General features: G+C 42.9%; 15 protein-coding genes, 2 tRNA genes and 1 pseudogene. 5 read left to right on the top strand and 13 right to left on the bottom strand.

Going from position 1 to position 21070, the window contains the following annotated elements; translation table 11 throughout:
* Positions 1–205: 205 nt before the first annotated feature.
* Together V7K48_RS10020 and V7K48_RS10025 are read right to left on the bottom strand one after the other, a co-directional pair.
* Complete coding sequence (locus tag V7K48_RS10020) at positions 206–4063, bottom strand: CHAT domain-containing protein (RefSeq protein ID WP_335071957.1); 3858 nt, start codon at positions 4061–4063, stop codon at positions 206–208.
* A gap of 198 nt (positions 4064–4261) precedes the next feature.
* Positions 4262–4948 (bottom strand): hypothetical protein, encoded by a 687-nt coding sequence (locus V7K48_RS10025; RefSeq protein WP_335071980.1) that lies wholly within the window; start codon positions 4946–4948, stop codon positions 4262–4264.
* A 341-nt stretch (positions 4949–5289) separates the two neighbouring features.
* Here V7K48_RS10025 and V7K48_RS10030 point away from each other — a divergent pair, with 341 nt between their 5' ends.
* Positions 5290–7437: a DNA polymerase III subunit gamma/tau gene (locus V7K48_RS10030; protein WP_335071959.1), complete on the top strand. Its 2148-nt coding sequence runs from the start codon at positions 5290–5292 to the stop codon at positions 7435–7437.
* Positions 7438–7496: 59 nt separating this feature from the next.
* On the opposite strand, the gene V7K48_RS10035 is transcribed toward V7K48_RS10030, so the two are convergent.
* The gene (locus V7K48_RS10035; protein WP_335071961.1) at positions 7497–8903 is read right to left on the bottom strand and encodes a glycosyltransferase; all 1407 of its coding nucleotides are present in this window, start codon (positions 8901–8903) and stop codon (positions 7497–7499) included.
* A 202-nt stretch (positions 8904–9105) separates the two neighbouring features.
* On the bottom strand, positions 9106–9255 hold the full coding sequence (locus V7K48_RS10040; protein ID WP_335071962.1) for a hypothetical protein: 150 nt from the start codon (positions 9253–9255) through the stop codon (positions 9106–9108).
* Between the two features lie 606 nt (positions 9256–9861).
* Between V7K48_RS10040 and ebsA the strand changes: the two genes are divergently transcribed.
* Entirely contained in the window at positions 9862–10236 is a 375-nt protein-coding gene (ebsA, locus tag V7K48_RS10045; RefSeq protein ID WP_334973897.1) for a type IV pilus biogenesis protein EbsA, read from the top strand.
* Positions 10237–10483: 247 nt separating this feature from the next.
* Here ebsA and V7K48_RS10050 read toward each other — a convergent pair whose 3' ends face one another.
* The 7 genes from V7K48_RS10050 to murA all read right to left on the bottom strand — a co-directional run bounded on the left by V7K48_RS10050 (position 10484) and on the right by murA (position 17282).
* On the bottom strand, positions 10484–11287 hold the full coding sequence (locus V7K48_RS10050) for a PEP-CTERM sorting domain-containing protein (RefSeq protein ID WP_335071964.1): 804 nt from the start codon (positions 11285–11287) through the stop codon (positions 10484–10486).
* A 745-nt stretch (positions 11288–12032) separates the two neighbouring features.
* The gene (locus V7K48_RS10055; RefSeq protein WP_335071966.1) at positions 12033–12311 is read right to left on the bottom strand and encodes a hypothetical protein; all 279 of its coding nucleotides are present in this window, start codon (positions 12309–12311) and stop codon (positions 12033–12035) included.
* Between the two features lie 34 nt (positions 12312–12345).
* Positions 12346–12429, bottom strand: a tRNA-Leu gene (locus tag V7K48_RS10060).
* A gap of 106 nt (positions 12430–12535) precedes the next feature.
* Positions 12536–13657 carry an alpha-hydroxy acid oxidase gene (locus V7K48_RS10065; protein WP_335071968.1) on the bottom strand — a complete coding sequence of 374 codons (1122 nt, stop codon included), beginning with the start codon at positions 13655–13657 and terminating at the stop codon, positions 12536–12538.
* A gap of 122 nt (positions 13658–13779) precedes the next feature.
* Positions 13780–14685: a hypothetical protein gene (locus tag V7K48_RS10070; protein ID WP_335071970.1), complete on the bottom strand. Its 906-nt coding sequence runs from the start codon at positions 14683–14685 to the stop codon at positions 13780–13782.
* Positions 14686–14864: 179 nt separating this feature from the next.
* Positions 14865–15743, bottom strand: a complete 879-nt coding sequence (locus V7K48_RS10075; protein ID WP_335071972.1) for a M48 family metallopeptidase — start codon at positions 15741–15743, stop codon at positions 14865–14867.
* Between the two features lie 171 nt (positions 15744–15914).
* Positions 15915–17282 (bottom strand): UDP-N-acetylglucosamine 1-carboxyvinyltransferase, encoded by a 1368-nt coding sequence (gene murA, locus V7K48_RS10080; RefSeq protein WP_335071982.1) that lies wholly within the window; start codon positions 17280–17282, stop codon positions 15915–15917.
* 408 nt (positions 17283–17690) lie between these two features.
* On the opposite strand from murA, the gene V7K48_RS10085 reads away from it, so the two are divergent.
* Together V7K48_RS10085 and V7K48_RS10090 are read left to right on the top strand one after the other, a co-directional pair.
* Positions 17691–17771 (top strand) — tRNA-Leu (locus V7K48_RS10085).
* 94 nt (positions 17772–17865) lie between these two features.
* Complete coding sequence (locus V7K48_RS10090) at positions 17866–18672, top strand: TrmH family RNA methyltransferase (RefSeq protein WP_335071984.1); 807 nt, start codon at positions 17866–17868, stop codon at positions 18670–18672.
* 72 nt (positions 18673–18744) lie between these two features.
* On the opposite strand, the gene V7K48_RS10095 is transcribed toward V7K48_RS10090, so the two are convergent.
* Complete coding sequence (locus V7K48_RS10095) at positions 18745–19107, bottom strand: hypothetical protein (RefSeq protein WP_335071974.1); 363 nt, start codon at positions 19105–19107, stop codon at positions 18745–18747.
* A gap of 248 nt (positions 19108–19355) precedes the next feature.
* Between V7K48_RS10095 and V7K48_RS10100 the strand changes: the two are divergent.
* Positions 19356–20029, top strand: a pseudogene (locus tag V7K48_RS10100) (glutathione S-transferase family protein).
* On the opposite strand, the gene V7K48_RS10105 reads toward V7K48_RS10100, so the two are convergent.
* Entirely contained in the window at positions 20016–20255 is a 240-nt protein-coding gene (locus tag V7K48_RS10105) for a hypothetical protein (RefSeq protein WP_335071976.1), read from the bottom strand. The pseudogene V7K48_RS10100 and the gene V7K48_RS10105 overlap by 14 nt on opposite strands.
* Between the last annotated feature and the right edge of the window lie 815 nt (positions 20256–21070).

Below are 21070 nucleotides of genomic sequence, written 5' to 3' on the forward strand. Positions count from 1 at the left end.
TGCCATCAACCCAGAGGGCAGGTTTTTCTTGATGTGCAGCAGTGGCAAAGTTAGTAACTTGTATAACAAATCTACCATTACGAATTATCAATCATATCATGTCCGGCAAATTACTTGTGATATGTCATTGCGAGTAGAACGTTCGCAATGACAATTGTTTAACCGGACATGATCTTACAAATTATTTTTACTAAATTTCAAAGAATTAATTCGGCTTACCCGTAATCGTGAATGCCGCCCAGTAGTAAGGATGATTATAAAGATTTTTATCTGATGCCATTTTACTACTTCTATATAGTTGTGTCGCTAAATAAGTTTGAATTCGTAATTCCTCAGGGTGCAGATTATTCAAGATATCTTCATACCATTTTGTCAGTTCTCCAGCAGTTAGTTCTTTCAGCCATCGTGTTGCTTCAGCTAAGGCAATAACTGCTGATTTATTGGGCTGTAATCGTCGGTAAAACTCGATCATTACCAAGGCACTAGCTGAAGATTCTACACTCCAGAGAGTACTCACTACATGAGGAACGCCCTGACTCACAAAACCACTGACTAAACTCACATATTCGCTGCTGATAGTGTGGTTGCTAGTACTTAAATTTTCACAGGAGGAGAGAGTAATAAGGTTGTAACTTCCTAGATTTTGTTGGCAGATTTCATCTAGAGTAAGTTTGTCTTCACCTGCTAATGCTAATTCTGATTTTTTCGGTTCAGCTAAATTATTAGTGACACGACCCGTAAAATGAAAGATGTTATAATTTTCAAATAAGGCGTTTTCAACAGTAGTTTTCGTAGCTTCTAACCCTTGAATTCGTTGAATATTATTAAACATCTGGCTTACAACTTCAGACTCAAGTTTGGCAAATTTTGGTGTGGAATAACCTGTACTTTCAGGATATTCAACACTGAGCAATAACTGATTTTGCCACTGCCAAATATCTTCAGTTTTTATTGATAAACCTATTTGGGCACTAGGCAGATAGGTGACGGTGAAATTTGATTCTACATTTGGCAATTCTTCCTGGGATGGGGAAGAGAGATGGAAAAGGGTATGAATGGGCAATCTGTACAAGTCACGGTGAGGAATTAGAACCAGCTGGGTGATGCCTTCGAGTTCCTGTGCAATTATGGGAATATTCAGGATTTCATACAATTGCAACAGCTTCTGTTCCATATCAACTCGCCAAGAATGCTGGCTTTTACTTTCTTTGTCTTGGGCGGTGCTGCGATATTCTTGGTATTGTTGATGCCAATCTTCTAGCCAACTTTCAAACTCAATTAGGCGTTGTACTGCTTCAGGTAGAGGCAATTCATTTAGAAGGATAGCGTCTTCTCCTAAAGGTATTCCCCCAGGAGCTTGCATGGGTGTAAAGAGAAGGATTGGTGATGGCGCTTGGTCTTTAATAATGAAAGTATGTAATGCAACTGGACTAATATGCCAGTAAATAATTGCTGTTGTGGGATTGAATAGTTGTTGAATTGCGTGATAATGAGGTGAGTAAATATCATCATTCCAGCCAGAAAGCAGCCAATTTAAACAAGCATTTTTGCCTTGTTCAGCAATTTCCCAAGCTTCAACTAAATCACCAGACTCTATGGCTAAATCAACTGCCAATTGCTCAAAGCCTGCAAATTTCAGAGCTAGCTGTTTTTTACTTTCGTCAGAGCGAGTTTCTTCACTTAGTAATTGTTGCAATAAATCTCTACCGCGTTGCTGTAATTCTTGAACTTGTGTTGTTTGTCCCAAACCCATCAACACTTTGCTTAGAGATTGCAAAACCTCTAGGTGCAATTGGGGAAAATATTCTAGTGTGAGGGTTAACAGCGCCTGATGGTACTCAGATGCGGCTTTGCGCCAATAATCGCGGGTATTAGTATGTTTTTTGCCTTGATCGTAGTAAGTATTAGCGATCGCAACATGCAATCTACCCCAACCTTCTGGGTGGGTATCTGTCCGCAGATGTTTTAAACCTTCTTCGTAGCTGGCTAATTTTCCTTCGTAGCCGCCCTGTTGTAAGGCGGGATTTGTCGATATTATACTACTTGACAAATTTAGCAATTCGTCAGCATTTACTAAATTACCGATCGCAGTTCCCCGACCAATCCAAGCTTCCCAATAATCTTGTTTAATTTGCAAAGCGTGATCATAACAGGCGATCGCTTCGGCAAATTGTTCTAAATAAAACAATGCTACTGCCTGATTATACCAAGCTAAGTGAAAGTCGGGTTTAATGGCGATCGCTTGTTGATAGGAGGTGATCGCTTCAAGGCGGCGTCCTAAGTTGTCTAACGCTATACCTCGGTTGTACCAAGCTAAGTAGAAGTCGGCTTGAACTGAAAGGGCTTTGTCCCAGGAAGCGATCGCTTCTGACCACCGTCCTAAATTAAACAGTACTACACCCCGGTCTATCCAGACTTCATGGTAGTCTGGGTCAATTTCTAGCGCTTTGTCGTAAGATCTAATCGCCTCTGCAAATTGTTCACTTACAGCTAGGGCTATGCCTCGGTGATACCAGTTTTCCTGGTCTTCTGGTTGCAGATTCAGGGCTTGGTCATAACTGGAAATAGCTTCCGGTAGCCAACCTAACTTCAGCAGCGCCAAACCCTTGCTAGACCAAGCTTCTTGGTAGTCTGGCTTGATTTCTATGGCTTTGTCAAAAGAAGCGATCGCTTCTTCAAAATATCCTAATTCTCCGAGAGTTCCACCTCTGTTGTACCAAGCTTTGTAGAAGTCGGGTTTCAGTTCTATAGCGGTTTGGTAAGATGCGATCGCTTGATCAAAACGTTCTAAATGAAACAGCGTCAAACCTCGATTAAACCAATATTCAGAAAATTCAGGTTGAAGTTCAATGGCTTGGTCATAAGATGCGATCGCGCCTAACAAATCACCTGTTTTCGCTTGGCTTAGACCTTGGTAAAACCACTCTTGAGCCTGGGTAATCGGATGATCATTATGTCGTTCAATAATACCAGGGGAATTACTGCTTTGAACTGCCAAATTAGAAGCAAGTTGTTGAACTAAATTGGTACTTTCATCCAATCTTACCCACAACTCATCTAGGGTATTAGCCACATTTGGCTCTAAATTCGTCAAAGTGTTATCCCAGGTTTCCACTGAGTCAGACGTTGTTAATTCAGTTCTTTGTCTAGTGGAAAGGAGATTTGCTGGTGTTTTAGTTGGGGTAACTTCCTCTTCATCGCCAAACCTGAGTTCGGCTAATGAGGTGATTGAATCTTCCGCTGCGGGGAGAGGGAGATTTGAGGTGATTGTGGTTTGAGCATCTTCTCCTTCATACTCCAATACCAGTTCCTCTAAATTCTCGGTCAATCTTTCCTCAAAAGAGGCATTTTGAGGTGCTGGCGTTATTGGTTCAACATCTGGCAGATCATATTCCCATAATTGCTCACCTAAGCTACGGATTAGCTCTTGCCCAGGTGTAGTTGAGAGAATTTCTTCATCGGTTGTGGTTTTTCCAACAGCTGGCTGATCATACTCCCATAACTGCTCGCCTAAATTGCGGATCAGTTCTTGCCCAGGAGTAGTTTCTACAACATCTGGCTGATCATACTCCCATAACTGTTCGCCTAAATTGCGAATCAGTTCTTGCCCAGGAGTGATTTCTACCCCATCTTGCGCCTGATTGTCCTGATACTCTATTTGTGTGGGTAACTTTTGCATCAGCCGGATGCCAATGTCATAGGCAACGTCTCCAATTCTGCCGACACTAAGTTCCCCCAATTGCACCATCTGTGTTGCTAAAAGAGGATTCGGTGCGGGTGAAGCTAGCAAGCTATCACCAAATATCACCAACCAATCTATCCAGCGTTCAACTGGAACGCGATTTTCGATTCGTTGCAGATACCTCAATGTCCACTGTCGTCCTCGTGCTTGATGCACGCCTTCTAACAATTGGATAAACAATTGTTCCAGATCCGCATTGGTTAGTTCTGGTAGTACCTCCACCAGGTTGCGTCCTCTCGCACCCTTGAGAGAACTAGTCTGCTTACTTTCAATAAGGCGCCTTAAAAACCTTTTAAGCGACTGCGATATCCGCCTGAGCATCTGCCACACTCTTGGATTTTGTTTTTCTAGATTCTAGCCATCGTTGTGTTAAAAAAATCATCAATTACGTAAAAACCCATTAGATCCGCACAGCGCTTCCGTAGCAAGTTAGCAAAAAATATACAAAACTTCAAGAGCATAGCATTACAACGTTACAATTCCCAGATTTCACTCTTGAATTTTGACTTTGCCAAGCCGTTAATTTTCTGTATGCTCTGTAGTCGATTGACCAGCAGGATATAATTGACTAATCAATGCCTGAACAAGCAGTTCTGGATCGTCTGTCTCAACGGCAAGCTGTTGAGCAATCTGCTGGCGTAAATTTTCATCCTCCTGCAACATCACAAACAACTCTTCTAGGGTGACAGTTTGCTGTTCTCCCTCCGGGAGGTTCTCTGGCGCATCTGCTGACTCTGATACTGGGGTGGTTGGCTCAGATGGCAAAGTTGGGCTGAGAACATCTGGGCCTTCATATTCCCAAATTGGTTCACCTTGATTGCGTGTCAACAACTGCATCCCGATACTATAGGCAACATCTCCGATTTCTCCGATATTCAACTCACCCAGTTGCACCAACCGCGCAGCTATTTCATTATTGGGTGTAGGTGATGCTAGCAATCTCTCGCCAAAGCGCCCTAACCACTCAACCCAGTTTTCAGTTGAAATACGATGTTCAATATTATGCAGCCACTTCTGTGCCCATGCTTCTCCTCGTGCTTGATGCACTCCTTGCAACAGTTCGGTGAACAGAAATTCCAGATCAGTATCGCTTAAGGGTGGTGCTGGTTCTTTTTGCACATTCCCCATAGATTTTGAGGTAGTCTGTTTTCCACCAAACAAGCTCTGAAAAAGCTTTTTGAGCCATTGAAATAGCCGCTTGAGCATCTGCCGCACCATCGAGTATTGCTTATCCTAAGATTGTAGCGATCGCACTGGACTATGGCGTTAGTTCACTCAACAAAATGTATAGACAGAAAATCCCTATTTTATAGAACAAATGTACTAAATGATATGCTATAATTCCCATACATTGATGTTGAAATCATAGTAGAGGATATGCTCTGGTTACTTGCTTTCCTGAGTGCCAAAATTCACGGCATTAGTTGAGTACAAGCCCTATGGCAACATCGACAAACAAAGCAGGTACGAGAGTTTAAAATAGTTGAATCCTAAACTCGACTCGGTGCTAGTAATTAACTTTGAAAGGCATTGAAGTCTATCTTTTCATGTCTTACGAACCCCTGCACCACAAATATCGCCCCAAGAGTTTTGCTGAACTGGTGGGCCAAGAGGCGATCGCTACCACCCTCACGAACGCGATCGGCACATCCAAAATCGCCCCCGCCTATTTATTCACTGGGCCCAGAGGTACGGGGAAAACTTCTAGCGCCCGGATTCTGGCTAAATCCCTCAATTGTCTCAAAAGTGACAAGCCCACTGCTGAACCCTGCGGCGTGTGTGAGGTTTGTCAGGGGATCACCAAGGGCTACGCCTTAGACGTAATTGAAATTGACGCCGCCAGTAATACTGGTGTCGATAATATCCGCGAGTTGATTGAAAAAGCCCAGTTTGCTCCTGTGCAGTGTCGCTACAAGGTTTATGTAATCGATGAATGCCACATGCTCAGTACCCAGGCATTCAATGCGCTACTTAAGACACTAGAAGAACCACCGAGGCATGTGGTTTTTGTGTTGGCGACAACAGACCCGCAACGGGTGTTACCAACAATTATTTCGCGCTGTCAAAGGTTTGATTTTAGACGCATTCAGTTAGAAGCGATGGTCAAGCATTTAAGTGCGATCGCATCTTATGAAAACATTCATATTTCACCCGACGCTGTAACCCTGGTAGCCCAACTTGCTCAAGGAGGGTTGCGGGATGCCGAAAGTCTACTTGATCAATTGGGTTTATTAGCAGGTGAAGTGACACCAGAGCGAGTTTGGGATTTGGTTGGGACAGTGAGCGAACAGGACTTACTGGGGCTTTTAAATGCGATCGCTCAAGATAAACCATCAGCAGTTCTAGACTGTACCCACCACATTTTAGATCGGGGTCGAGAACCGCTAACTGTTCTGCAAAATCTCGCTGCTTTTTACCGCGATTTACTCATTGCTAAAACTGCACCCAACCGCCACGATTTGGTTGCTTGTACTCACCAAACCTGGACAGCGCTGGTTGAGTTTGCTCAATACTTGGATATGAGCGCGATTTTAGCAGGACAGCAACACCTACGAACATCAGAAGTACAAATTAAAAATACTACCCAGCCGCGTTTGTGGTTGGAAGTAACATTACTAGGATTGTTACCCAGTGCGACGAATATTCAGCCACAAGCCCCAAGTGTCGCGTCGCGAGTTAACACACCTGCTATATCTCCAAACTATCCTCCAGCAGTTGCCCAAAATCACCCAGTCTCTTCTGTACCTTTAGCTGAACCGCAAACAAATCATAATTCTGCAAGCTATCATCCTCCAGCAGTTGCCCAAAATCACCCAGTCTCTTCTGTACCTTTAGCTGATTCGCAAACAAATCATAATTCTGTATCTCCCAATCATCTAGCGGCTGCCCAAAATCAGCCTGTCACTTCATCTCCCCCAATTGAACAGCAAACAAATCACAATTTTGCTGCTAATTCAGTTTCACCACCAGCCCCAGAACCTGTTGCTGTTCCTGTATCACCTACGAACATTGAATCAGTAACTTCAGAAGTTGTTGGGGAAACAGAATATGACTTAACTCAGGTTTGGCAACAGGTGCTTGCTAACCTTCAGCCAAAATCAAGGCAAGAGATGCTGCGTCAAATGAGCCATCTCATAGAATTCGACGGTGTTATGGCTCGAATTGCGATCAAACAGGCATGGTATGACAAGGGGAAATCTTATCTACCAATGATTGCGGCAGCTTTCCAGCAGACTTTCCAGCGTGAAATCCAGATAAATTTAGAAAAAGGAACTTCTTCAAACTCTACCTCAGCTAAAAAAAATCCTCCCCCAAAAGACTCTACTCGCGTTCAGCAACCACCTACTCCCAGTTACAACCAGAAAATTCCGCCTCCAGCGCCAGTACCACAGCCAACCATTCCACCACCAGCACCAACAGCAGCAAAGTACGGAAATGGGGCAAATGGCAATGGGGCAAATGGAAATGGGGCAAATGGCAATGGGGCAAATGGAAATGGGGTGCAAGCTTTGCCTCCACCGCCAAAACGAACACCTGCACCTGATTGGGAACCTGACGAAGTAGCGATCGCAGCTGTGCGTTTAGCAGAATTCTTCAACGGACAAATTATCCGCTTTGTAGAGGATTCAACAGAATTTTCTGATTCCATAACTACACCTGAATGGGTAGAAGAATCAGAAGTTGATGATGAATAAAAAAATGCAAAATTATTTTTGGTAATTTTGCATTTTGAATTTTGAATTACCTCTTGTGGCTATTCCCCATGCCCCGTATGCAAGGTTTTCACCCATTTTAGGCGCTTTTCTCTTACCGACATCCGGGCAGTAGTACTGCTCATGACCACTAACCAATGCAACATATATAAACTGCCGCGCAGGGTTTGCACCAGCAACAGAAAATATATAGAAAGTGGGAATTTTTGCTCTTGACGTATCCGTTTCAAACCTGTAAACATCCCTACCATCGACATAGAAATGGACAAGCCTGTGATCGGACTTAACATTGGTGGACGATGACGAGCGATCGCCATTAATAAATCTGGTACTGCTGCTGTCGGCAAGATATACATAATCAGCAGAAAAATCAGCAAATCCCAGCTTTTGCGCCATCCCATGCGGTTTTCGAGAATTAAATCCCAATAATCCAAATAGCGTTGATAACCGCCTTCTGCCCAACGGTTGCGCTGATGCCAAAGTGCGATCGCACTTGTCACTCCTTCTTCTTGCACAGCTGGATGGAAAACACACTCAATATCCCATTTATCCAAATGTAAACGGATTGTCAAATCCAAATCATCGGTAATGGTTTCCTCATTCCAGCCACCGCAGCTTTCCAAAGCTGAACGCCGGACAAATTGACCATTGCCCCGCAGTTCGCCAATACCACCAAGGGCAGTCCGTTGTTGCTGAAACCAGGTATCAAGTGCCATTTCTGCCATTTGACCCTTAGTCCAAAAGTTTTCTTTGGCGTTGGCGATCGCTTTTCGCACCTGCACCGCCCCCACCTTTTCTCTTTGAAATAAAGGTATTACCTGGAGTAACAAATCTGGTGTCACTTGGGCATCAGCATCAAATACTGCTATGATGTCGCCCTTTGTCAGCGGCAATACCTGATTCAACGCCCCCGATTTGCCACCACTAGCTTGTGCTGAACGCCTTAGTACTTTCAGTTGCTTGTGTTTCTGTTCTAGTTCTGCTAATAAATGTGGCGTGCTATCACTGCTGTGATCGTCAATTATCCATACTTCGTACTGCCCACCTGGATATTCCAGATTACAAAGATTTTTGACTAATTTAGCAATTACTGTTTCCTCATTTTTCGCAGCTACTAGCAAAGATACAAAGGGCAAATCTCCCTGTATTTCTTTTGGATAGCAACGGGATTTAGTAAACACTACCACCAAGGCATGAAATCCTAGAATGGTGGTCAATCCTAGAATAAATATGGAAGCCCAAGAAACTAAATGTAGAGCGATCGTGCCACTCCAGACTATAGTCAAAACTAGAGCTGCTTTGCGTCTACGACCTTGAAACCGGGGTGTTAAAGACACAGGATCTGTCTCTAACACTGACTCCTCATCTACTGATAGGTCAGACAATAAGGAGTTGAGCGGATCAAGCTCTTGATAAGAATCTTCTTCGGGCCAGGAATTCGCTGGCATAGGTTAGGTTGCTTGATTCAAAAACCAGTATTTGTCTACAGTTAGTAATTTTACGGACAAATATCCCTAAGCTACTTTTCCCGATATTAATCGGAATGGGCAAACTGCAATACCCGTATCCCTGAGCCAAAAGCCGCTGGGACTACCTTTGTTGTCACCGCCACTCTGCGTAATTATCTTGCATTAACCACGTTTGCTACTCTTAGACAGAGGCTTGATTCCTTTGATAGCCACTTGGGCAGGAAGCTTGTAAAGTCGGACTTTCTCCAATGAGAACTCCAGTTTGGGCAAAGTAATAGCAAGGTAGCAGCAGCTTGTTGTTGGTAGAAACAGCAATAATGCCATCCACCACTTTACAGTCGGGATTTTTAATGTTATATTCCCCAATTGCGGTAACAGTTAATGCAGCATCATTGTAACCGAAATTTTAATATTTCTTAGCAGTAACTTCATTTATTGGGCATTGGACATGGAGCATGGTTATTCTCCTTGTCTCCCCCATCTCCCACCCTACGGTGTACACACAAGTCGAAAAAAGCTCGATTGACCATTGTTCTCTCGTTTCTATGCAGAGCATGGGAATAGCTGATTAGGGGCTGCTGCCTTCAGTCAGACATTGAGTCAGAGTCTCAATGAATGCATTTCTATACTCCGTACAGGAACGAGGAAAACCTTATCGAACTAGGTTTTTAGGACTTGTGTGTACACCGTAGCATCTCGCACCCTACGGAAAGCTAAATCTATATCGCCTCCAGTCTTTTTCTTCTCTACAAGACGCTGCGCGAACAATTCTGCGGAAAGTTCTGAATAGAGGAAACCTCCGTTCAGAACTTTCCAAGACGAATTTTGAATTGATTTCTCCCCACTCCCCCCTATGTGCTTTAGACACATCTTTTGGGAATACTACTAATAGCCACTAATATCCCCAGTTGCCAACTAACTTGAGGAATATTTAACAATGTCTATTGAGCAACTCCAGCCTGCCACTCAACAACAAGCCAGTGTTTATTTACCCTACGTTCAGGGCGCTAGGCGCAATTTCTTACCCTATGCCATCAGTCTTTATCAAAAAGGGGTCTTGGAGGGACACCGGAAGATAGAAGCCAGTGAACATGTCCCCTTTGTCGCCTCCTGGAATGTTGCTACTTTACCCTCAGACTTAACCCGTTGCCGAATCCAATTTGATGGCAACGCTGACCTGAGTTACGAACTGATGATGGCTAGTTTCGAGTTTATTAATTTTTTAGTTGAACTTATGGATAACTATAAACGTCATCGTGTGACCGATTTTTCACAACCGTTTTACCGCAAGCTACTGCGTATAGACGATTGATTAAACTCAGCCGGATTTTTGCCAGTTCGGCTTGTCTTTAACTGTTTATAAAGTCTCATTTATTACTCACCTGAGCAGCGATAAGTCAGATGTCAGTTGCTCCTCCGTGGAAACTAAAAAGACTGCACTAGCTCGGCTACACGAGACTTTACCTGCCTTTGCAGGTTAGCAAAATCCTTAATTTTGTATTAGTCCACGGAGGTGGACAAGAGCTTGTGTAGTAGCGACTTCTAGTCGCCTAATACTTTTAAAACATCTTCTTAGGACAGATGTTTTTTCTTCTTTTCAAAATGAGACCAAAACCAGCTACCATCAGAGTTCCGAGAATGCTTGTTGGTTCTGGAATAGAAGTTTCATTGATAGGTACTTTGATTCTTAAATTCGCCAAGGTAGCGTTAGTTATGGTCAAGGATGTTACACTTGGCAAACCTGGGATATCGGACTGGAAATCAAAGACTGTGGGAGTTAAACTACCATTGCGATCGCTATATCGCTCCCCATATCCACTCACTTCAAAAGTGCCCTGATAATGTTTTCCGGTGTCTGGGTCGGTGACAGTACCAGTGTAGAAGGCTTTGGTGAGATTAAATTCATCCTGAACTACTCCTTGAAATGTTGTTCCTGACAATTGTCCCTGGTATTTATAGGGTGTCAATTGACCACCAGAGAGAACCGGCGATGTGAGAACACCATCAAACGAGACAATTGGAATACCTTTAAAGTCAACAAAGTAATGCAGACTTCCATCAGAGCGTGTTTTTACCTTCAAATAGTTTGACTGGTATATAGGAACATAATTAGGATTATTATTAGTACCTAAGTTCCGATAATAAGTTCCAGTGTCATCCGTATCAATACGAGTAGTACTGTTATTGAAATTGGGATTATTTCTGGGAAGTTCGATTGTTCCTGATAATGTGCCAGTGCTTTCAATTGTGATGAATTGAGCGGCGGAAGCACTTGCTCCATTAAAACCGATCATCACTGCTGCTAAACAGCTAGTGCTAACAACTGCACAACCTAGCTTAAGAGCTGATGAACTTACTTTCATTAACAACTTGCTCCTTTAATCGCCGATGAAAAAACACACCTAATCTGCTGAGATTGATTGCAAATATTTCTCAAGCATGATTTATTATTCCCAAGCTTCTGATGTAAGTTTCATCGACAACAAAAAATCTTTTCAATTTCTATCTTTATTCTTGCGTTTGTGGAGCGTGCCAGAGACAATGGCCTCATTACCCAATTTGAATCTCGTTTCATTATGAGAAGATGTTTAAATTGTTCTAGAGCGTGTCATCAAATAGGTGTCAATTTAATGAAGGAATTGATCGCCGAGCGCAAGTTGAGTAATTGGGAGGAGTGCTATCTGCAACGAGAACAACAGGGTAAAACAGCGGTGATTTTGCCTAAACGTAACTGTACTCAAAGAGCGTGAATATGACAAAGACTTATACAGCGTATTGCAGGTAAATGAAGTACACGGGTAGGGACACAACATGTTGTGCCCCTACGATGATCTATATCTCACCTTGGCGTAGCCTAAGAAGAGAAGTTGCAATCTGCTGTATAAAGCATGACAACAGAAGCGAGAATTTTTTTGCCCAACTTAAACAATATTGAGTGTAAGCGCAGCCCGTCGTAGACATCACCACACGCCATTAATTTGCGAACAATAAACTTTATCGGCGCAATTTATCTTGCTGCTGTTATCTGGCTTAGTTGATGACACGTCCTTGTACCGCAAGGCGGAAGTCAAAAGTCAAAAGTATTATGGAATGGGCTTTTTAGGGATTTTAAATGGTTGCTCTATTTACACCGTGGCGTACTAGTCTATGTATTGAAAAATCCCTAAAATTTATTTTTTTATAAAATAAAAGCCCAAAAAAGAAAGGGAAGATAAACTTATCTTCCCCTGCTCTATTGTTTTTGTTATTGTCTGGTTTGTTATTTTCCTTGAGTCTTTGCCGTAACATCTGTCTTTGCTTTTTGAGTTGCCGCTTCCTCGCAGAACCGCCTCTACCTTTGTCATTTCTGCCTTCTTTACGGGGTGATTCCCATCTTTTCAGGCGCATAACTTTATTAACCTCTTTAGTCTTTGTTTGGTAGTGGGCAGGAGGAGAATCGAACTCCTATGACCGCAAGGCCGCCACATTTTGAGTGTGGTGCGTCTACCAGTTTCGCCACCCGCCCTTATATCCAATCTTAACTAGTATACTCTAATTAAATGATTTTGTGACAAGTCTGAATAATTAATTCTCAAAGTTTTGCTGGAATAATAGCTCTAAGAAAACTCTGTTTAAAGGCGTGGCATGGTCAATAAACTAGGGTCAATATCCTCTAGTTTGGCGCAGCCGCTGAGTGCCATTCCCACACTTAACTCATCTTGTAGCAGTGAAATGACATGAGATACACCGACCTGTCCTGCTACTGCTAGTCCCCATAAAATAGGTCGTCCGATCAGTACTGCTTTTGCTCCTAATGCCAGAGCTTTGAGAATATCTGTACCCCTACGAATGCCTCCATCCAACAGTATTTCTACTTTACCATCCACTGCTGCTACTATTTCGGCTAGGGCATCTAAAGAAGCGATCGCACCATCGAGTTGTCTGCCACCATGATTGGAAACAACAATTGCTTTAGCTCCATATTCTACAGCCCGAACAGCATCATCTCCCCGTAAAATTCCTTTGATAACTAAAGGTAGTGGAGATAAAGACTGCAACCATTCCAAATCGTGCCAAGTTACTGCTGGGTTTAGCTGTTGGGCAAAATAGCTAACTAACCCAGATTCGCCTTTTTCTTGAGATATATCTAGCCCTGAAATGGTGGCGAGATTAGCCAGATGCAAGTCTGGGGGTAAGGCAAACTCGTTACGTCTATCTGTCTCCCGCTGTCCGAGAATAGGTGCATCTACAGTCAGACAAAGTGCTTTGTAGCCTGCTTTATAGGCTTTTTCTACCAAAGTACGAGCTAATCCCCGATCTTTATGAATGTAAAGCTGGAACCATTGCAGAGAATCTGGAAATTTATCACATGCAGTCGCCACTTCTTCAATGCTTTTTGTTGCCAGTGTACTTAACACCATACCCACACCAGCTGATGCCGCAGCTAGAGCTGTGGCTACTTCTCCGTCTGGATGAGCTAGACATTGAAAAGCCATCGGTGCAATTAGGAAAGGTAGTTGCAGGGGTTGTCCTAAAATGGAGGTAGTTAGATTGCGATCGCTAACATCGACTAATATCCGAGGTCGCAGCTTGACTCGCTCAAAGGCAGCATGATTATCCCGCAATGTTATTTCATCCCAAGCACCACTGTTATAGTAATCAAGCGTCATTTGAGACATGTGCTCTTTTGCTAGCTTTTCATACTCAAAGATATTTATGGGTTGTAAGCGATCATTGTTGGTTATAGCTGTCATGGTAGTTGCTGTGGATTAAGCAATGTGATGTTTTTTAATCCGATTGTCCGATTGAACAAGCTTAAAGTTTTCATTGATTTCTTTGTAAAGGTGGAGAACCCAGTATCTCCGATTAAGTTCTTCTAAAGGAACCTATTTAATAATTCTTCTCTAGATAGTTGCAGTAATAAAGGAGTAAATTCCTCTGGAGATAATGCTAATAAAGCTTCAGTAATTACTCTTAGTTCTGCATCTAAAGAACCAAAGCGAACTCGCAACAAATTCTCTATAACATTACAACGTTCTGCTTGAATTCCTTCTTGAATTCCTTCTTGAATTCTTTCTTGTTTAACTTCTGCTAATTTTTGCTCGTAAATAGGTGATAGGCGCATAATTAAATCTCTATCCTCCTCGTCTATATTTTGATTGAATTCTAAGGTAATCTTTAAATTTAATAATAAATCAATTGCTTTGGAACGTAAGGGATTATTTTGGGGAAGTGCTTCTAGTTCATCTATCGCTTGTTGCTGGACTCTTCCCTTACCTAAAATTCTTAACCATAGTGTTTCTTCTGTACACGGTAATTGGTGAATTACCACAATTGCTGTTCTCAAATAATCGCCTAAAAAATGTATTCCTATTCCCCAATCTTCTTCATCTAGGTTAGTTTTAAAACCATCTAATATAGATTCAGAAGCTGTGGGTGACAAAATCCACAAACGTGGTACTGATTCTGCAAGCCGATTTTTATCACCTTTAGCTTGACGTTTTACTTCAGCAAAGATATTAAACAACTTATTCATGCAACTGCGGATATCCGCAGTTGTAGCCGCATTTCTAAATGGTTCAACTAATGCAGGTTCAGCCGCAAATTTTCCTAACAGCCCTAATTCTATTGTATTCTTTGTGGATTGAGGTGGAGGTACAAAATAAACATCAATCTCTCGAATTTGGGCTGGAACTTTTCGACTTGTTTCCACTTGTCCCAATGGTTGTAACAATTCTTTAAGATAGTCTTTGGCGAACTGGTCGTAAGGAAACCTGGCCATTAGCTGCTTTTTTAGGCTGTACAAGGCTTTTACATCACAGTGTGATTGCCCATAGCTTGCCTAAAGTACTTTAGGAAGTGCGATGTCTACGACGGGCTGCGCCAACGCATTAGCGAATCCTTTGGAGTATTGTAAGCTAAAACACATCTAATTTGGATAACCAAATTTCATTAGTAGCTCTACCAGTTTCGCCATCCGCCTTTGGGTGCAACTTCATTACTTGTAGACTTAAGTCCGTGACTTTGCAACAGAGTTTGATATTCTGTGCTGCTTGACCAACGGTCAATTTCTCGCGCCCGCAACACTGGAACTGGATGAGTTAATTGGGCTGTACGGGCAGCTTTGACCATTTCGCCTAGTTCGGTCTTGCTAATGTCATCGTAAGCGCGGGCTTGGGCAACAAAGGCATCAAGATTCAGTTGTGGCGCTAAGGTGGGGGAACCACCCGCCAGCTTCATTAACACTGACATGACAACTTTGGGGTCTTGGGTTGCTAGTAATGCGGCGCGATCGCAGGTAAACTCAGCACAGCGAACCCATTCTAAAAGCTGCGCCTGTATCGCTTGAGCAACGAAGGTACCGACATTGGGCACAATTGCCGCAGCTAATATTAATAAATTTACAGGAGTCAAATAAACGCTATGGTCACACTTGAGATGCCCCAATTCGTGGGCAATTACTGCTTGTATTTCCTCTGGTGTGAGGATATCAATCAGGGATGTATGTAGCACAACAAAGGGCTGCTTACCCCGCACAGCAAAAGTATAAGCGTTGGGAGCCGGATGTTGCCGGACGTACAACTGGGGAGGCTCTATATCCAGGATTGTACAAGCGTCTAACAATAGCTTATATAAATCGGGCAGTTGCTGTTCACCCACCAGAACACTGGAGGCAATATTTTCCACATAGAAAACCTGTTCTGCCATTGGGCCGAGCCAATTTCGCACCAACATATCTATGCCTGGTATTTGCTTGAGCGTTTTGGTAGCTTCCAGGTCTAATGGATGACGAAATGAGTCAGCTTTTAAACCAATCAGCGGGGTTTTGAAGAAGGACATAGTGCAGCAAGCTATAAAAAAACACAACTATGGAATCTGGCTGGTTAGATAAACAGCCTCCCACAGTTAGTATAACGATTTAAGTAGGGTGGGCAGGGGGAGCAGAGGGAGAAAATTTTACCTTATCTCCCTGATTCTCCTTATTTCCGCCTCAGTTTCAACTGATCAATTTCAACTTGACAGGCTACTGATGGCGGGAACAATTTCTGCATCTGCTGATGTTTCGCCCACACGCAGGATTTTAGCCCCCAATTGCTGCAACTTCACATCGAGTCGATCATAGCCGCGATCAAGGTGCTGTAATCCCTGAATTGTGGTTTGTCCTTCTGCCGCCAGTCCGGCGATGACTAGGGCTGCCGATGCTCGTAAGTCTGTGCCTAATACTGGTGCGCCAGACAATTTTGGTACTCCCCGGACAAAAGCAGCGTTGCCTTTGACACGAATGTCTGCCCCCAAGCGATTCAACTCTGAGGCATGACGTAAGCGATTTTCAAAGACAGATTCGTTAATCACGCTGTCGCCTTCTGCCAATGCTAGCAAAGCCATAAATGGCGCTTGCATATCTGTGGGAAAACCTGGATGGTATTGAGTTTCAATATCCGTTGCCTTGAGGGTTTCCGCTGGGAGGATGCGTAAGTATTCAGGCTTTTCCTCAATTATTGTCACCCCAATATCCCGCAGCTTGGCAATCACTGGTACAAGATGTTCTGGAGCCACCGGCGAGAGGGTGAGTTCTGAGCGGGTAATTGCTGCTGCCAACAAAAATGTCCCAGCCTCAATGCGATCGGGAATAATGCTGTAGTCAACAGAATGTAACTTGGGGACTCCTTCAACAATAATTCTACTAGTCCCCGCCCCCTTTATCTTGGCTCCCATCGCGTTACAGAAGTTAGCCAGATCAACTACTTCCGGTTCTCTGGCAGCATTTTCGATGATCGTTTCGCCCTCTGCCAGGGTAGCCGCCATCATCAAGTTTTCCGTCGCTCCGACGCTGGCGATATCTAAGTAAATCTTCGCACCTTTTAATCTCCGGCTGCTGCCAGGGACGTAGGCATTACAAATGCCATGCTCAATTTGTACCTCGGCTCCCATTGCTTGCAATCCCCGGACATGCAAGTCAACTGGTCTTGCCCCAATAGCACAACCACCTGGTAAGGGCATCTGTGCTACTCCCAATCTTGCCAGGATGGCGCCAATGGCGAAAAAACTCGCCCTTAATTGGGTAACTAGTTCGTAGGGAGCTTTTGATGTTTTAATTTCGCTGGCGTTGATGTCTAAAATATCACCTTGCCGGGTTAAACGTATACCCAAAGCCGATAATACCTGACCCATCCGCTCTACGTCCGCTAATAAGGGGACATTGCGGATGCGACAATCGCCCGGACACAGTAAGGCTCCAGCCATGATTACCAGTGCTGAATTTTTTGCCCCACTAATTTTCACATGACCTCGCAAAGGATGCCCACCCCAAATTTGCAAGACTGAGGAGTCTGCTTTTGGAGCAAATTTGGCATCTGGTAAGCTGGTAGAAGGATTAATAAGCCTACCTCCAAAAGTAATACGTATTTTATCTGCTTGAAGTTGGTTTTGATTCTACAGTAAAGATTCAATTTGTCCACGTTTTAAGGCAACATCTAGCAGAGAAAAATTGTTTTTTAGATGATAAATATGGGCTAAAAAGAAGCAATAGCAGGCTTTTTGACCTTTTTAAAAATTTCACAAAAAAGAACAAATAATTAGTAGTTTTATGCAAAATTAAATACTCAGTAAAATAACTTAAGTGTTCTCTAAAAATCAATGCTATATTGTCGAGTTGATATTTTAATTTGACTCATCCTCTGAAAAGCTCGTTTCCAGTTTGAGACTTTTAACAAACGTGATATTTTCTACTTGACAAAAGAAAAAAATTACGCAATAATAAGAAATTGTCTCTAAAGACAGTTGCCAGCGGAACTGGCGGAATGGCAGACGCGCTAGATTCAGGTTCTAGTGCCGCAAGGCTTCCGGGTTCAAGTCCCGGGTTCCGCATATTATTTAAGTTAAGAGTTAGAAGTGAAGAGTTAAGAGTTGAAAGAAAACTAAATTAACTGCTAACTCCTAATTCCTAACCCCTAACTTTTTGATGTTGACCAGTTTACAAAATTCCCTAGTCAAGCAAATCCGCAAACTCCACTCCACAAAGGAACGGCACAAGCAGCAGTTATTTTTGCTGGAAGGGACACACCTTTTAGAGGAAGCTTGTGCGGTGAATTACCCACTAGAAACAGTGTGTTGTACCCCAGAATGGCAAGCAGCCCACCCTTCGCTGTGGGAGGAAGCTTGTAGCCGATGCGATCGCGCCGAAATTGTCAGTAGAGAAATCTTGGATGCGATCGCTACTACAGTCCAACCGGATGGTGTGGTGGCAACGGCAAAACGAATCGTTGGCGCTTCGCCCACCGGAGGTGTACGCCAAACTCAACTACCATTTCCATTTACTGGTTTAGTGCTAGCTTTAGAAACGGTGCAAGATCCGGGGAACCTGGGTACGATGATCCGGACTGCTGCTGCCGCTGGAGCATCTGGGTTATGGGTTAGTGGAGATAGTGTAGATTTAGACAGCCCTAAAGTTCTCCGTGCTTCAGCAGGGCAATGGTTTCGCCTAGCAACGGCGGTAACAGAAGATTTAAAAGCGACGGTGCAACAAAGTCAGCAGGCAGGAATGCAGGTAGTGGCAACTCTACCCAGTGCGACTTTAACTTATTGGGAGGTAGACTGGCGAAAACCCAGTCTGATTTTACTGGGGAATGAAGCTGCTGGATTGTCGGCAGATTTAGCAGCGATCGCTGACAAGCAAGTCAAAATTCCTTTGAGTCCTGGGGTGGAATCTTTGAATGTGGCGATCGCAGCCGCTTTAATGTTGTACGAAGCTCGACGCCAAATGAGTTAGGAGTACAAACGCGATTAATCGCGTCTGTACAGGAGTTAGGAGTTAAAATTTAGAACTCATAACTCATAACTTTTATTTGGTTTTTGTTTTTTCTTCGAGATATTGTTCAATATCAGCAACTGCGTCCTCAAGAGCAGCTAAATCAATATTTGTCAAGTCTTGCTCGAGTTCGACTTCAGTGACAGTACTAGTATGCAGTTGGGGGATTTCTTCTTCCTCAGTTGAACTTTCTTGTAAGATATTCTCCAACTGATCGAGGGATTGTTGAAACACTTGATCAGCGGCGCGGCGCTGTTGTGGCTGAATTGGCTCCATAATATTGACTTGAAAATCCTGATTTACTGACCTAATTTTGATTGCAGTTTCTACAGATTTAAATTTTGCACTTATAACATCATAGTTGTGTGCTGTATCAACTTTAGCAGTGGTTACCAAGAATATCGATACTTGGCTTTTGTGACTTTTGCCAAGCTGTCTTCAATTGTTAAGACTTATATTTTTGCAAAGACTATCAAATACTCCTGAGACATTATACGGTAAAAATACAGATAAACAGTAGTATATTTAATAGTATGTGATGGCGCTCTTGCGTCCAAACTAGGCGATGTCTAGAGCAAGCCGGGAGTAACGGAAACGCCTTTGGGGCTAACACGTCTAGGCAATATTTACAAGGAAAGTATTTTATGAGTACCGTACAACTTTACTTTGCCAAAGCCTCCACCTTCTCCCAAAGAACCCGTGTGGTTTTAGTGAAAAAGGGAATTGACTTTAGCGCCACTAAAATTGACTTACAAAACAAACCAGATGGCTACACCCAGATTTCGCGCTACGGCAAAGTCCCTGCCATCAAACATGGGGATATCGAAATTTATGAGTCTGCCATCATCAACGAATATCTTGTATGAAGTCTTTCCAGAACTACCTCTATTGCCCCGCGATCCAGGTGTTAAAGCGATCTGCTCGGATCTAGATCGACTATGCCAACACTCGGTTTGTACCTGCCTTTAACAAATTCCTGCGTGGTAAAGATGCTCAAGAACAGGAACAGGGACAAAGAGAGTTTTTGGAATCTCTGTTGTACATTGAGCAAGAAGGACTAGGTAAACTGTCTGGTGATCGCCCTTACTGGTTAGGAGATCAGCTGAGTTTAGTGGATATCAGCTTCTATCCCTGGTTTGAACGCTTGCCCCTCTTGGAACACTTCCGCAATTTCACCTTACCAACAGAAACCCCTCGCTTGCAAAAATGGTGGAATACTCTGCGCGATCGCCAGTCAATTCGGGCTGTGGAAAATCCTGCAAGCTTCTATTTGGAACGATTTGCCAAGATCGTCATAACTAGTTTTAGCGCTCTTTAGGGGCACACCACTGAGCTATTGGTTCAATTCGTGCTTGCTGCATCAATTCCAAAACTTGCGATTGATTACAACCATAGGTAGATGCTAATAATTCCTCACCTTGTTTTTTTGCCTCGTCGGCAGATACACCAAAGGCGATGATTTCTTCGTCTTGGTTAGCTGTAATTCTCTCAACTGGAATAATACAGATATATTGCGGTTCATTATGTCTTATTTGTTGCACCATTATTTATCTACTATTTCACTGTTAATTGTGTCTATTTTCAAGTCTAGAGAAATTACGAGTGAAAGTGAAACAGAGTCACTATTTACGTAGTTTGTGATTTGAAAAACACTAATTTTTATCCGTGGTTAACACAACATTAAGAATTCTCTCAAAATTATCAAATTTGGGAGTGTAAATACTTACGTATGGGAAAATAAAGTTAAGCATTAACAAATATCTTTTTTGTAAATTTTTGTTTGTTTTTTAGATCAGTAATGCGTTGAGACATATGCATTGGCGTAGGCGTAACACGTCGTAGACATCACTGCATAGATTGATTTAAATCTCTGTTGGTTAGTCTCTGGGAATTAGCAAATCAAGGCTAATACCCCCAAAGATGAACTTTTTTTACTCAATGCAGGCTTAATGCATTGAGTCAGTACAAGTTTCATAAAAATTGGAGGTTATAAAATGGCAATTCGGAATAATTTAGTCGCCAATTTCTGGCAAAGAGTACAAAAAGATTCAGTTAGTTGGGGATCGTTAGCCCTTTGGATCAGTGCATTAGTTGTTCTATTAGTAATGCTTACAATGTTTGCTAACGCTTAATCTTAGCAAGGTTATTCTAGTTCCTGGGCAGCAGCCTGGGAACTAACATAGGGTAGGCTTTCATCCCTAGAAAACTCAAATTATGAACTATAAACTTCTGGCAACAGTCGTAGTGCTAACTACTACTAGCTTTGTTATACCAATTCAATGTGAAGCTGCATAGAATAGAGCTTCCAGGATAAAGTTATAAGAAGAGACAGAAATTACCTGCTCAAATGTAAGTTGGT

The organism is Nostoc sp., assembly GCF_036919615.1.
In the GTDB taxonomy this organism is placed as follows: domain Bacteria; phylum Cyanobacteriota; class Cyanobacteriia; order Cyanobacteriales; family Nostocaceae; genus Nostoc.